The sequence below is a fragment of the Staphylococcus sp. FSL W8-1270 genome (genome assembly GCF_038007165.1).
GTDB lineage: Bacteria > Bacillota > Bacilli > Staphylococcales > Staphylococcaceae > Staphylococcus > Staphylococcus hominis.
Genome location: NZ_JBBOWQ010000001.1, coordinates 1067842 through 1082152 on the forward strand (window position 1 = coordinate 1067842; position 14311 = coordinate 1082152).

12 protein-coding genes and 1 pseudogene are annotated in these 14311 nt (G+C 30.8%); 10 read left to right on the plus strand and 3 right to left on the minus strand.

Annotated elements, in window-relative coordinates:
* Positions 1–8: 8 nt before the first annotated feature.
* The 4 genes from NSU06_RS05445 (at position 9) to NSU06_RS05460 (ending at position 3732) form a co-directional block, all read left to right on the plus strand.
* A complete protein-coding gene (locus NSU06_RS05445) occupies positions 9–794 on the plus strand; it encodes a sulfite exporter TauE/SafE family protein (protein WP_019835455.1) in 786 nt (261 codons plus the stop codon).
* 93 nt (positions 795–887) lie between these two features.
* Positions 888–1382, plus strand: a complete 495-nt coding sequence (tpx, locus tag NSU06_RS05450) for a thiol peroxidase (protein WP_002448307.1) — start codon at positions 888–890, stop codon at positions 1380–1382.
* A 123-nt stretch (positions 1383–1505) separates the two neighbouring features.
* Positions 1506–2453 carry a class I SAM-dependent methyltransferase gene (locus NSU06_RS05455; protein WP_019835454.1) on the plus strand — a complete coding sequence of 316 codons (948 nt, stop codon included), beginning with the start codon at positions 1506–1508 and terminating at the stop codon, positions 2451–2453.
* Between the two features lie 82 nt (positions 2454–2535).
* Positions 2536–3732 carry an acetate kinase gene (locus tag NSU06_RS05460; protein ID WP_019835453.1) on the plus strand — a complete coding sequence of 399 codons (1197 nt, stop codon included), beginning with the start codon at positions 2536–2538 and terminating at the stop codon, positions 3730–3732.
* Positions 3733–3913: 181 nt separating this feature from the next.
* On the opposite strand, the gene NSU06_RS05465 is transcribed toward NSU06_RS05460, so the two are convergent.
* On the minus strand, positions 3914–4411 hold the full coding sequence (locus NSU06_RS05465; protein WP_048761525.1) for a universal stress protein: 498 nt from the start codon (positions 4409–4411) through the stop codon (positions 3914–3916).
* A gap of 152 nt (positions 4412–4563) precedes the next feature.
* Here NSU06_RS05465 and ald point away from each other — a divergent pair, with 152 nt between their 5' ends.
* Positions 4564–5682, plus strand: a complete 1119-nt coding sequence (ald, locus tag NSU06_RS05470; protein ID WP_049379582.1) for an alanine dehydrogenase — start codon at positions 4564–4566, stop codon at positions 5680–5682.
* Between the two features lie 88 nt (positions 5683–5770).
* Here the strand turns inward: ald and NSU06_RS05475 are convergent, their stop codons facing one another.
* The gene (locus NSU06_RS05475) at positions 5771–6826 is read right to left on the minus strand and encodes a M24 family metallopeptidase (protein ID WP_048679560.1); all 1056 of its coding nucleotides are present in this window, start codon (positions 6824–6826) and stop codon (positions 5771–5773) included.
* A 129-nt stretch (positions 6827–6955) separates the two neighbouring features.
* On the opposite strand from NSU06_RS05475, the gene NSU06_RS05480 reads away from it, so the two are divergent.
* Positions 6956–7645, plus strand: a complete 690-nt coding sequence (locus NSU06_RS05480; RefSeq protein WP_048679563.1) for a metal-dependent hydrolase — start codon at positions 6956–6958, stop codon at positions 7643–7645.
* A gap of 58 nt (positions 7646–7703) precedes the next feature.
* On the opposite strand, the gene NSU06_RS05485 is transcribed toward NSU06_RS05480, so the two are convergent.
* Positions 7704–8117 (minus strand): universal stress protein, encoded by a 414-nt coding sequence (locus NSU06_RS05485; protein ID WP_048679566.1) that lies wholly within the window; start codon positions 8115–8117, stop codon positions 7704–7706.
* 216 nt (positions 8118–8333) lie between these two features.
* Here NSU06_RS05485 and NSU06_RS05490 point away from each other — a divergent pair, with 216 nt between their 5' ends.
* The 4 genes and pseudogenes from NSU06_RS05490 to NSU06_RS05505 all read left to right on the plus strand — a co-directional run.
* Complete coding sequence (locus NSU06_RS05490) at positions 8334–9632, plus strand: DRTGG domain-containing protein (protein WP_048761531.1); 1299 nt, start codon at positions 8334–8336, stop codon at positions 9630–9632.
* A gap of 30 nt (positions 9633–9662) precedes the next feature.
* Positions 9663–10601, plus strand: a complete 939-nt coding sequence (locus NSU06_RS05495; protein WP_048761533.1) for a DHH family phosphoesterase — start codon at positions 9663–9665, stop codon at positions 10599–10601.
* 20 nt (positions 10602–10621) lie between these two features.
* Complete coding sequence (locus tag NSU06_RS05500; RefSeq protein ID WP_145428816.1) at positions 10622–13825, plus strand: DNA polymerase III subunit alpha; 3204 nt, start codon at positions 10622–10624, stop codon at positions 13823–13825.
* A 194-nt stretch (positions 13826–14019) separates the two neighbouring features.
* Positions 14020–14178, plus strand: a pseudogene (locus NSU06_RS05505) (NAD-dependent malic enzyme); the annotation flags it as partial.
* Positions 14179–14311 lie beyond the last annotated feature (133 nt).

Here is a 14311-nt window from a genome sequence, read left to right on the forward strand (position 1 = left end):
AATAAGGGGTGGGCGTTATAGAACTAAGTTTTCATATTATTTTCATTATTATTAGTTTTGGTTTCTTGGCAGCATTTATAGATGCTGTTGTAGGTGGCGGTGGCTTAATATCAATTCCTGCACTCTTAGCTATAGGAATGCCGCCATCATTAGCATTAGGTACAAACAAATTAGCAAGTGCGTTTGGCTCCTTAACGAGTGCAATCAAATTTTTAAAATCTGGAAATGTTGATAAAAAAATAGTATTTAGACTATTTCCGTTTGTATTTATATTTGCAGTTGGTGGAGCAAGTTTAGCTACTTTCTTACCATCAGAGGTTTTGAAACCACTCGTTATAGTCATATTGACACTTGTTTTAATTTACACCATTTTTAAGAAAGAATGGGGTAATGTCAGAACGTTCTCTAAATTTACTATTAGTAAAGCGATTGCCTTTATATCACTCCTGCTTTTAATTGGATTTTATGACGGATTCTTAGGCGGTGGTACTGGATCATTTATGTTATTTGTATTATTAATGTTTGGATTTGATTTTTTAAGTGCAGCTGGAAATGCAAAAGTATTAAACTTTGCTTCAAACGTTGGTGCATTAACATTATTTATTATTCTTGGTCAAGTAAATATAGCATATGGATTAATTATGGCAGTCAGTATGGTGATTGGGTCGTATACTGGTGCACATTTTGCAATCAAAAAAGGTGTAGGATATGTCAAAATTTTATTTATAATAGTTACCATTTTACTCATTTTAAAAAATACCTTTGATTATATCATGCAAATCATTTCAAATTAAAATAGTAGTTAGTGTTTTAAATGATTGAAATAAGTTTAAATACTATCGTATCATTAAACTATAATTTAAATAACTAATGGGAGGTCATATAATATGACAGAAATTACTTTTAAAAATAACCCTATACATTTAGAAGGAACTGAGGTTTCAAAAGGAGATGTGGCTCCTAATTTTAAAGTTTTGGATAATAGTTTAAATGAAGTTACTTTAGATAATTTTAAAGGGCAAAAGAAATTGATTAGTGTTGTTCCTTCTATTGATACTGGCGTATGTGATCAACAAACTCGCAAATTTAATGAAGAAGCTTCTCAAGAAAATGGTGTAGTACTTACAATTTCAGCGGATTTACCTTTCGCTCAAAAAAGATGGTGTGCATCAAATGGTCTAGAAAATGTAATTACGTTAAGTGACCATAAAGATTTATCATTTGGTGAGCATTATGGTGTTGTTATGAAAGAAATGAGATTATTAGCGCGTTCTGTTTTCGTATTAGATGAAAACAATCATGTAGTTTATAAAGAGTTAGTTCAAGAAGGTACTGATTTTCCAAATTTCGAGGCTGCTTTAGAAGCTTATCGTAATATTTAAGTCACTATTAAATGATTAAATTAAAGATATAATACTAATATTGTCCATATGTATTTTAAAATGAATGATTTCGTTTTAAGACATTTGCATTATGGACATTTTTTTATTGGAAAGGAATTGAATATGGCAGAAGAACAAACTATTATGGAAAGATTATTCCGAACTTTAGATGATAAAGCTAAGTCGTTAAATGAAGAAAATGGTCAAAGCTTTATAGAAAATTTAGGTTTAGCAATGGAAGATGTATATCGTAATCAACGTACTCTATTAGAACAAGCAACGCTTCAAGATCGTCGAAAAGCATTTCAATTTGCTTACTTAAGCTTATTACAAGAAGAAAATATTCAGGCAAATCATCAAATTACACCAGATTCTATTGGCTTAATTTTAGGTTTTTTAGTACAAAAATTTATAGAAAATAATAAAGAATTACAGATTGTTGATATTGCAAGTGGAGCTGGTCATTTAAGCGCTACAGTGAATGAAGTATTAAAAGATAGCGAAGTTATGCATCACTTAATTGAAGTAGATCCTGTTTTATCGAGAGTTAGTGTGCATCTAGCGAATTTTTTAGAAATACCGTTTGATGTGTATCCTCAAGATGCGATTATGCCATTACCATTGGAGGAAGCTGATGTGGTTGTTGGAGATTTTCCTATTGGATATTATCCTTTAGATGAACGTAGTAAAGAAATGAAACTTGGATTTGAAGAAGGCCATAGTTATTCACACTTTTTACTCATCGAACAAGCCGTCTATGCTTTAAAACAAAGTGGCTATGCTTTTTTAGTAGTACCTAGTAATATTTTTGAAGATGAACATGTGAAACAGTTACAAAATTTTATTACTACAGAAACTGAAATGCAAGCATTTTTAAACCTTCCTAAAACATTGTTTAAAAATGAAAATGCACGTAAATCAATTTTAATACTACAAAAGAAAAAAGCAAATGAAACTAAGCCTGTAGAAGTGTTATTAGCTAATATTCCGGATTTTAAAAATCCTAATCAATTCCATGGTTTTATTAACGAATTAAATGAGTGGATGGACGCAAATCATTCACAAAAATAAACTGTGATATTCTTGAATTACTTCTGTATTAGTGGTTAAATAGATATGGATATTTAATATATAAATTGGAGGACAATGAATCATGTCTAAATTAGTTTTAGCGATTAATGCGGGAAGTTCTTCTTTAAAGTTCCAACTTATCAGAATGCCTGAAGAAGAATTAGTTACAAAGGGCTTAATTGAGCGTATTGGTATTAAAGATTCAATATTTACTATTGAAGTAAATGGTGAAAAAGTAAAAAGAGTTAAAGATATTAAAGATCATGAAGAGGCAATTAATATCATGTTAGATAGCTTCAAAAAACATGGTATTATTAATGATATTAATGATATTGCTGGTACAGGGCATCGTGTTGTTCATGGTGGAGAATTATTCCCTAAATCTGCTTTAGTCACTGATGAAGTAGAAGAAAAAATTGAGTCATTAAGTGAATTAGCGCCATTACATAATCCTGCAAACTTAATGGGAGTTCGTGCCTTTAGAAAGTTATTACCTAATATTCCACATGTTGTAGTTTTTGATACTTCATTCCATCAAACTATGCCAGAAAGTTCTTATTTGTATAGTTTACCATATAACTATTACGAAGATTTTGGTATTCGTAAATACGGTTTCCATGGTACAAGCCATAAATATGTATCACGTCGTGCGGCTGATATTTTAGAAAAACCTATTGAAGAATTACGTATTATTTCTTGTCATATTGGTAATGGTGCGTCAATTGCTGCAATTGATGGTGGGAAATCTATCGATACATCAATGGGCTTCACTCCATTAGCAGGTGTAACAATGGGTACACGTTCAGGAGATATTGATCCAGCTTTAATTCCATTTATTATGGAAAAAACAGGTAAAACTGCTGATGAAGTTTTAACAGTTTTAAACAAAGAATCTGGATTATTAGGTATCTCTGGTACTTCAAGTGATTTACGTGATTTATTAGGTGAAGCTGCCAATGGCGATGAACGAGCTGAACTTGCTTTAGATATTTTTGCTTCTAGAATTCACAAATACATTGGTTCTTATGCTGCTAGAATGCATGGCGTTGATGTTATTGTCTTCACAGCAGGTGTCGGTGAAAATTCATCACCAATACGTGCTAAAATTTTAGAAGGCTTAGAGTTTATGGGTGTTTATTGGGATCCTAAGAAAAATGAATCTACTCACGGTGAAGAAGCTTTCATAAATTACCCACACTCTCCAGTTAAAGTAATTGTTGTTCCAACTAATGAAGAAGTCATGATTGCAAGAGACACAGTAAAATTCGGTGAATTATAAGATATATTAAAAAAACGATGAGATTAAACTTATCTCATCGTTTTTTAGAATATAACAGGGGAATAGAACAAAAGTCATGTTGAATTTGTTGTCCCACTCTAATGTTGTATCTCTAACATATTAAAGAGGTCTGAGACATAAGGAATTGTCTCAGACCTCTTTATTTACATACATTACTTTATTAAGAAAATTGTTTTCTAAATTCAGGAGTTGCAACTTCAGGTTGGAAATCTTCTGGAATTTCTTCAGTACGCACGACAAGTACATCACATGGTGCATGACGAACGATTGCTTCTGAAACAGAACCAACGATAAATCGTTCTACTGCATTTAATCCTGAAGTACCACACATTATTAAATCGACACCTAATTCATTTGCTAACTTTTTAGGTATAATCGCTTTAGGTGATCCAAATTCTAAACGAGTTTCTACATTTGTAACACCTGCACGTGAAGCAACTTCCTTATAGCCTTTTAAAAGTTCATCAGAAAAACCTTTAGATTTTTCCGTGAATTGAGCATCGTACACTTCATAAGAAGAGTAAGTTCTTGAATCGATAATATTAACAATAGTTAATTGAGCATCATTACGTTTAGCAACGTCTACAGCTTTGTTGAAAGCCCATTCTGCTTCATGTGAACCATCAACTGCGATTAAAATGTTTTTATAAGTTAACATCTTAAGTCCCCCTTAACTTTTCTTAATTCAATTTTAACATAAATTTCTGAATATTTAATATTTATAATTCAACAATTATGTGGACATTGTGTATCTTTGGTGATTGCGCTTTCATTACTTTAGCGTTACCATAAGAAGTGGAGGTGGATGGAATGAAAATCGGTATTCCAAAAGAAATAAAAAATAATGAGAATAGAGTAGGTTTATCACCAAGTGGTATACATGCATTAGTTGAACAAGGACATACAGTACTTGTTGAAACAAACGCAGGTTCTGGTTCATATTTTGAAGACGAAGATTATAAACAGGCTGGTGCAGAAATAGTTAATGATGCAAAAACAACTTGGGATGTAGACATGGTGATTAAAGTAAAAGAACCATTAGAAGAAGAATATAAATATTTCAGAGAAGGTCTTATCTTATTCACATACTTACATCTTGCTAATGAAGAAAAACTTACTCAAGCATTAGTTGATAATAAAGTAGTAAGTATTGCCTACGAAACAGTTCAATTACCAGATCGTTCTTTACCTTTATTAACACCAATGAGTGAAGTTGCAGGACGTATGTCAGCTCAAATTGGTGCAGAATTCTTACAAAAAATTAACGGTGGAATGGGTATTTTACTTGGTGGCGTGCCAGGTGTACCAAAAGGCAAAGTTACGATTATTGGTGGCGGTCAAGCAGGTACAAATGCTGCTAAAATTGCTTTAGGATTAGGTGCAGATGTAACTATTTTAGATGTAAATCCTAAACGTTTAGCGGAATTAGAAGATTTGTTTGACGGTCGTGTTAATACAATAATGTCTAATCCACTTAATATTGAAAATGCAGTTAAAGAAAGTGACTTAGTTATTGGTGCAGTATTAATTCCTGGAGCGAAAGCACCAAGTTTAGTTACTGAAGATATGATTAAACAAATGAAAGACGGTTCAGTAGTAGTCGACATTGCTATTGACCAAGGTGGGATCTTTGAAACTACTGATAAAATCACGACACATGATGATCCAACTTATGTTAAACATGGTGTTGTACATTATGCAGTAGCGAATATGCCTGGTGCAGTTCCACGTACGTCTACTATTGCTCTTAATAATGCTACTTTACCTTATGCACAGTTACTTGCTAATAAAGGTTATAAAGAGGCATTTAAAGCAAATCAACCTCTGTCATTAGGTTTAAATACGTATAAAGGTTATGTAACTAATAAAGGTGTTGCAGAAGCTTTTGATTTAACTTATACATCTATTGAAGATGCATTAAAAGAATAATCTAAATTAATTCAATAAAAAGCGGAATAGCATTCGTTATGAGTGCCTATTCCGCTTTTTTGATATAAAAGAGAGATTTAATTTTAAATTATTTATTATAATGTGTAAGTACTTCAAACCCAGTATCAGTGACTAAAATATCATCTTCAATTCTGACGCCAGCGACATCAGGCACATAAATGCCAGGTTCAATTGTAATCACCATACCTGCTTCAAGTAAATTTGTATTTGTACTTGATACATCTTGATATTCATGTTCTTCTAAACCGAGTCCATGTCCTAATCGATGAGGGAAGAAATCACCGTAACCCGCTTCTGAAATAATGTCTCTAGCAATTTTATCAATATTTTGTAAAGGGACACCTGGTTTAATTGCTTCAATAGCACTTTGTTCAGCTTTTAATACAATATCATAAATCGTTCTTGCTTCTTTACTTGGTTCACCAAATTTTACAGTTCTTGTCATATCACTACAATAATGATTATAGACTACACCTAAATCAAATAATACATATTCATTCTTAACTAATGTTCGATCTCCAGGTGTACCATGTGGAGATGCAGCATGGTCACCAAATAGTACCATTGTATCGAAACTCATTTCACTGACGCCATATTTTTTAATTTCATTTTCAATATGATTTACAACTTCTCTTTCAGTTACGCCTTCAGATAAAAATGAAACACCAATATCTATACATTTATCTGCAAGTTCAGCAGCTTTTTTTATATTTTTAACTTCATTTTCATCTTTAATATTTCTTAGCTTTTTAATAGTTAAATCGATATCTTCATACACTTTAATGTTAAAGTTATTCGTAAGTTCTCGTTGACGTTTAACAGTGAGATGTTCACTTTCAATTAATAATTTATCAAATGTATGGGGTGCTAAATCGAAAGGACTCTCAGTATCTAAATAGCCAACAATATTTCCATTAAAAGGTGAATGCTTAACTTCTTCAACTTCCATTTTAGGACAATATAATGTGCATTCACCATTTGAAGTTATAAGTAACGCAAACAATCTTTCATGAGGTTCACTTCTATAACCTGTGAAGTAGAATATATTAAGTGGAGTAGTAATCCATGCTGCATCAGCATTTTTATCTTTTAATGTTGCAATAATTTCGTCTGTTTTAATCATAATACGTATCCTCCTATAGTTTAATCAATTTAATTTTACGTCTAAATAGAAATGAATTCAAAGTGTTTCAAGTTATAAATATAATTATCAGGGTATAATAATAATATTAAAATATAGGAGGTTCTATATATGAAACTTTCATTTCATGGACAGTCAACGATTTATTTTGAAAGTAATGACAAAAAAGTAATTGTTGATCCATTTATTTCTGGTAATGATAAAAGTGATTTAGATGAGCAGACATTAGATGTGGATTATATTATTTTAACGCATGGACATGGTGATCATTTTGGTGATGTAGTTGAATTAGCTAATCGCAATCATGCTACAGTGATTGGTTCTGCAGAAGTACAAGGCTATTTAACAACGTATCATGGAATTGAACACGCACATGGTATGAATATTGGCGGTAAATATCAATTTGATTTCGGTACAGTAAAATTTGTTCAAGCCTTCCACAGTTCAAGTTATACTAATGAAGATGGAATACCTGTTTATTTGGGTATGCCAATGGGCGTTATCATTGAAGCAGAAGGTAAAACAATTTACCATGCAGGAGATACTGGTTTATTTAGCGATATGAAATTAATTGCTGAACGTCATCCAGTAGATGTATGTTTTATTCCTATTGGTGATAATTTTACTATGGGTATTGAAGATGCAAGTTATGCAATAAATGAATTCATTAAACCTAAAATTTCAGTGCCTATTCATTACAATACATTCCCATTAATTGAACAAGATCCACAGAAATTTAAAGAAGCAGTATCTCAAGGAGAAGTACAAATTTTACAACCTGGTGATGAAGTGACATTTTAATGATATATAGAAAAGACGGTAAATATAGCATTTACCGTCTTTTTTTATAAGATTAAAATTATTTAACTATTAAAACAGGGATAGTAGCACGTTTAGCAACTTTATGACTAACACTACCTAAAACAAATTTCTTTTGTTGTTCAGCTTTACGGTTACTTAATACGACAATGTCATATTTACCACTATTTGCATGTTTCACCAATTCATCTTTTGGATTTCCACGAACGATAATTTGATCATAATTAATACCATAATCATCTAAAGTATGACGTGTGTGTTCAAGTCCTTGATCACGACGATGTGTCAATTTTTCGATGTGAGTCCCTCCTTTAATAGAGGCTTGGATGTCTTGTTCACCAATCGCATTCATGATTGTAACAACGGTACCTGGGCCAGCTAATTTTGAAATTTCTTTCAATGCTTTGTCATTTTTTAATTGAGTATCTACACCTAGTAATATGTTTTTATACATAGGTCATCCCTCCTTATATTTAATTATATAATTAGTGATTTAATATTTCCATCAAATTTATATTTTTATTATTTAAATTAACTTCATTTTTATACATTAAAAACAAAATGATACCGATATGTTAGTTTTTGATACTTTTGTCACATTCAAATCGATTTTTATAAATAAAAAAGTTATAATATATTAGACATTGTCTAAAAATGAAGAGGGTTGAAAATGACTAAACATGAACAAATTGTATCTTATATAGAATCATTAAATATAGGACAAAAAATTTCAGTTAGAAAAATAGCCAAAGTAATGAATGTTTCTGAAGGGACTGCTTATAGAGCAATTAAAGATGCTAGTCAACTTGGCTTTGTAACCACCATCGATAGAGTGGGTACAGTTCGGATAGATAAAAAGAGTCGCGAACAAATTGAACATCTTACTTTTCAAGAAATTGTGAATATTATTGAAGGTGACATCATAAGTGGGAAAAATGGTTTAAATAAAACTGTTAGTAAATTTGCAATTGGAGCTATGGAACTAAAAGATGTAGTAAAGTATATTGGAAATCAAACGTTATTGATTGTAGGTAACCGTCCTGAAGTTCAGATGGAAGCATTAAAAAGAGGAAGCGGTATACTTATTACCGGTGGATTTAGTACAGCTCAAAATATTATTGATTATGCAAATAAACAAGAGTTACCTATTATTTCTTCAAATTATGATACATTTTTAGTAGCTAATATCATTAATAGAGCCATGTATAATCAAATGATAAGAAAAGAGATACTTATTGTTGAAGATATCGTAAAACCTATCAATGATATGACGGTAGTGTTTGATGAAATGGGTTTAGAAGACTATATTTCTCGTGCAAAAGTCACAGGACATTCTCGTTTTCCAGTAGTAAATAAAGATTGGAAACTTGTGGGAATTGTAACGAGTAAAGAAATTATTCATATGAACGAAGATGATAAGATTAATAAAGTCATGACAAGACGACCTATCAATGTTGAATTAACAACTACAGTAGCGAGTTGTGCTCATATAATGATTTGGGATGGAATTGAAATTTTACCTGTCACAACAAGAAATAAAAAAGCAATAGGTGTTATTACACGAAATGATGTGTTAAAAGCAATGCAATTAATTGGAAGACAACCTCAAATTGGAGAAACCATTATCGATCAAATTGCCAAACATATCTCAATAAATCATAATGAGACTTCAGTTAAAATTTCACCAGTTTTAACCAACCAATATGGTACGTTGAGTAAAGCAATATGTGTCGCAATTATTGAAGAAACAATTAAACATGAATTGCGTAAGTATAAAAAAGTAGATGTTATGATTGAAAGCTTGAATATCATTTATATTAAAAATGTCGCAATTGAAAGTACGCTTGATGTAAAGTATAACATGTTAGATGTAGGAAGAAATTTTGCTAAATTAGAGGTCACTATGACTTGCAAAAATGAGAAAGTTGCAAATGCAATGATTATATGTCAAATGTTTGAAGGTGTTTAAAATAGTTTTTGAAATTAAAGGAGAAAAGAAATGGTAGAAATTTTTAATAAAATAATGAATGAAATTGATAAATATGAAACTGTTATTATTCATAGACACGTTCGTCCTGATCCAGATGCATATGGTTCACAGTTAGGCTTAAAATATTATTTGCAACGTAAATTTCCAGAAAAGTCTATTTATGCAGTTGGGCAACCAGAATCTTCTTTAGCATTTATAGGGGATTTAGACAGAGTTAGAGATGATATGTATCAAAACGCTCTAGTGATTGTTTGTGACACAGCAAATGCACCTCGTATCGATGATCAAAGATTTAATCAAGGCAAAGATTTAATTAAAATTGATCACCATCCTGCTACTGATCAATATGGCAGAATAAATTATGTAGATACTAATGCAAGTTCAACAAGCGAAATCATTTTTGATTTTATTACACATTTTAATGATATTAATATTATCGATGAATCTGTCGCACGTGTTCTATATTTAGGAATTGTCGGAGACACAGGTCGTTTTTTATTTAGTAATACCACACCACATACTATGAAGGTTGCTAGTCGTTTGCTAGAATTTCCATTTAATCATAATGAGATATTAAATCAATTGGGTGAGAAAGATCCAAAACTTATGCCATTCCAAGGATATATTTTACAAAATTTCCAATTAAGTGAAGATCATCAATATTGCCAAATAAAGATTACTAAAGACGTCCTAAACCAATTTCAAATTGCACCTAACGAAGCATCTCAGTTTGTTAATACCGTAGCGGATATCAAAGGTCTAAAAATATGGATGTTTGGTGTTGATGAAGGTGATCAAATTAGATGTCGATTACGTTCTAAAGGAATTACTATTAATGATATAGCTAATCAATTTGGCGGTGGAGGACATCCAAATGCATCTGGAGTCTCTGTTGAAAATTGGGAACAATTTGAGACTTTAGGTGAAGCCTTACGCCAAAAACTATAAATTACGAAAGGAAGTCATATATGTTTGTACATTTGAATATTCATTCAACATATGATTTATTATATTCAAGTTTAAAAATTAACGATGTTGTATCAAAGGCAAAAGAAAATAGATATCAAGCACTTGCAATTACTGATACGAACGTATTATATGGCTTCCCTAAGTTTTATGACGCATGTGTTAAAGAGGGAATTAAGCCAATATTTGGAATGACTGTAATGGTTTCTGATGAAATTAGCACAATTGAAACAGTATTATTCGCAAAGAATAATGAAGGTCTCCATGCTCTGTATCAACTTTCTTCTGCAATAAATATGAAACAAAAGACTACGATACCCCTAAAATGGCTACAAAAATATAGTTATCATCTTGCTATTGTTTTTAAAGATGCTCATGCGTCTCATCAATCGTTAATTCAAACACTAAAGAATAATGAGTCAGTATTCATAAATCACACAAGTCAATTAGATTTTTCAGACGATAAAATTGTCTTTCTTAATAATGCAAGATATTTAAATCCTGAAGATGCAGATACAATACCTGCATTAAAAGCAATAAAAAACAATACAAAATTGGATTTAGTAAATGATATTAAGGATGCTCATGAATATTTTCCAACTAGTGAAAATATTAAAGCATTTCAATTGTCTGAAAAAATAATAGCTAATACAAAGGCTTTAGCTGATGAGTGTAACGCAGAAATTCAATATCATCAAAATCTATTGCCTAACTTTAAAACCCCTAATCAACAAAGTACTAAATCCTATCTTTTAGAAAAGTTAAAATATAGTCTTAAAGAATTTAAATTAGATAAAGATCAGCGATATATTGACCGATTACATCATGAATATTCAATAATAACGAATATGGGATTCGAAGATTATTTTTTGATAGTGAGCGATTTAATACATTTTGCTAAAACGCATGACGTGATGGTTGGACCTGGACGTGGTTCATCTGCAGGATCTTTAGTCAGTTACTTATTAGGTATCACAACTATTGATCCAATTAAATTTGATTTATTATTCGAGCGCTTTTTAAACCCAGAACGTGTCACTATGCCAGACATTGATATCGATTTTGAGGATACAAGAAGAGAAAAAGTGATTCAGTACGTACAAGAAAAGTATGGTCAATATCACGTATCAGGTATCGTCACTTTTGGTCACCTATTAGCAAGAGCTGTAGCGAGAGATGTAGGCCGTATTATTGGTTTTGACGAAAAAACGTTAAATGAAATATCGAATTTAATCCCACATCAATTAGGTATTACACTAGAAGAAGCCTATCAAAATGAAAAATTTAAAGCATTTGTTCATAAAAGTTATCGTCATGAAAAATGGTTTGAAATTAGTAAAAAACTAGAGGGCTTACCACGTCATACATCTACCCATGCTGCTGGAATAATTATTAATGATAAACCATTGTATGATTTTGCTCCTTTAACAATGGGAGATACAGGTATATTGACTCAATGGACAATGACTGAAGCAGAACGATTAGGTTTATTAAAAATTGACTTTCTTGGTCTTAGAAATTTATCAATTATTCATCAAATTATCACTCAAGTAAAAAAAGATTTAAATCTTGATATCGATATAGAACAAATCCCTTTTAATGATCAAAAAGTATTTAAATTATTATCTCTAGGAAACACTACAGGTATATTTCAATTAGAATCAGAAGGTGTTAGAAGAGTATTGATGGAATTACAGCCTGAACACTTTGAAGACATCGTTGCTGTAACATCATTGTATAGACCTGGTCCAATGCAAGAAATTCCTACATACATATCAAGAAGACATCGTCAAAGTGACATTAAATACTTACATCCTGATTTAGAGCCTATTTTAAAGAAGACGTATGGCGTCATTATTTATCAAGAACAAATCATGCAAATTGCTAGTCAATTCGCTAATTTTAGTTATGGTCAAGCAGATATATTGAGACGTGCAATGAGTAAAAAAAATAGAGCTATTCTAGAAAGTGAACGTCAACACTTTATTGAAGGGGCTGTAAGTAATAATTATGATGCATCAATTAGTGAACGTATTTTCGAACTAATATTAAAGTTTGCGGATTATGGTTTTCCTAGAGCTCATGCAGTGAGTTATTCTAAAATTGCATATATCATGGCTTATTTAAAAGTGCATTATCCTAATTATTTCTACGCGAATATTCTCAGTAATGTTATAGGTAATGAAACCAAAACGGCAATAATAATAGAAGAAGCTAAAACTCAAAGTTTAAATATTTTACCTCCAGATATTAATAAAAGTCACTGGTTTTACAAAGCGACAGAAAAAAATATTTATTTATCGTTGGGTGCAATAAAAGGTGTGGGATATCAAAGCGTCAAATCTATAGTAGACGAACGATCTGAAAATGGATTGTATAAAGACTTTTTTGATTTCACCAGAAGAATTCCTAAGAAAATTAAAACTAGAAAATTATTAGAAGCATTAATATGTGTGGGCGCATTTGATTCATTTGGTAAAACTAGATCAACACTATTATCTACAATTGATGAAGTTATTGATCAAGTTTCGAATGTTGAACAAGATGAATTTTTATTTAATATGTTAACACCGAAGCAAGCCTATGAAGATAAAGAGGAATTCAGTGATCAAATAATTAGTGCTTATGAAAAAGAATACTTAGGATTTTATATTTCTAACCATCCAGTTGAAAAATTATTTTATATCAAACAATATTTAGGTATATTTACGATTAAGAATAGCTTAGATTATCAACCTATACTTGTTCAGGTTAATCAATTTAAGCAAATAAGAACAAAAACTGGACAACATATGGCTTTCTTGGTTCTAGATGATGGTAGAACCACTATTGATGGTGTTTTGTTTCCAGATAAGTACAAACAATATGAGACAATGAGTCAACAACAAAATGATATTCTAGTCGTTCATGGCAAATTTGAAGAACGAAATCAAAAGAGACAAATTATCATTCAAAGTATGGATACAATTAACGACTTTGAAAATAACAAATTATCTCAAGCCAAACAAATAATGGTTAGAAACGTCAATCAATTAGAAGATATTAAATCATTTTTAATAGATAAAACGACACATAACGATTTAGAAGTAGTTTTATTTAATGAAATGCAACAACAAACTCAATCTTTAGGATTTTTACAAAAAGAAATGGAACAAGTCGAAAGGTTTATAAAGATGTTCAAGCCAAGTGACATCAGAATTATATAACTTTTATATGCAAAAAAATTATGATATAGTTAATTGATGGTTATAAAGAAAAATTAATAATTTTATTGATTTTTTTATCTCTTGATTTAATAACATGTAGCATATAAAAATGGTTTTTAAAATTGAACTTAATTGTTACAAAAATCCTTCTTTTCAAAAGTAATTTAATTATAAATCAATTAGAGATTGATTAAATGTCTTTAAGAGACGATGCATTACAAATGCATAAAGAGAATCAAGGTAAATTAAAAACTACACCTTATGTTAAAGTAACCAATATAGAAGAGCTAAGTTTAGCATACTCTATAGAGGCAGTAGAATCGTGTAAAGAAAGCTATGAAGAATCAAGGAAGTAGTGCTAAAGTAGTAGGAACGAGACGACCTTATTTTCGAAATCAAATTAATAAGATATTAGCTTATCTAGGTGTTTTTAGAGTTGTTTTAGATATTGAATCTACTCCTTTCGATTAAAGAGTGACACCATCA

What these genes read in the sequence shown, in the direction of transcription:
- tpx (WP_002448307.1), top strand. Translation starts at nt 888, where the DNA reads ATGACAGAAATTACTTTTAAAAATAACCCTATACATTTAGAAGGAACT.
- NSU06_RS05455 (WP_019835454.1), top strand. Translation starts at nt 1,506, where the DNA reads ATGGCAGAAGAACAAACTATTATGGAAAGATTATTCCGAACTTTAGAT.
- NSU06_RS05460 (WP_019835453.1), top strand. Translation starts at nt 2,536, where the DNA reads ATGTCTAAATTAGTTTTAGCGATTAATGCGGGAAGTTCTTCTTTAAAG.
- NSU06_RS05465 (WP_048761525.1), bottom strand. Translation starts at nt 4,411, where the DNA reads ATGTTAACTTATAAAAACATTTTAATCGCAGTTGATGGTTCACATGAA.
- ald (WP_049379582.1), top strand. Translation starts at nt 4,564, where the DNA reads ATGAAAATCGGTATTCCAAAAGAAATAAAAAATAATGAGAATAGAGTA.
- NSU06_RS05475 (WP_048679560.1), bottom strand. Translation starts at nt 6,826, where the DNA reads ATGATTAAAACAGACGAAATTATTGCAACATTAAAAGATAAAAATGCT.
- NSU06_RS05480 (WP_048679563.1), top strand. Translation starts at nt 6,956, where the DNA reads ATGAAACTTTCATTTCATGGACAGTCAACGATTTATTTTGAAAGTAAT.
- NSU06_RS05485 (WP_048679566.1), bottom strand. Translation starts at nt 8,117, where the DNA reads ATGTATAAAAACATATTACTAGGTGTAGATACTCAATTAAAAAATGAC.
- NSU06_RS05490 (WP_048761531.1), top strand. Translation starts at nt 8,334, where the DNA reads ATGACTAAACATGAACAAATTGTATCTTATATAGAATCATTAAATATA.
- NSU06_RS05495 (WP_048761533.1), top strand. Translation starts at nt 9,663, where the DNA reads ATGGTAGAAATTTTTAATAAAATAATGAATGAAATTGATAAATATGAA.
- NSU06_RS05500 (WP_145428816.1), top strand. Translation starts at nt 10,622, where the DNA reads ATGTTTGTACATTTGAATATTCATTCAACATATGATTTATTATATTCA.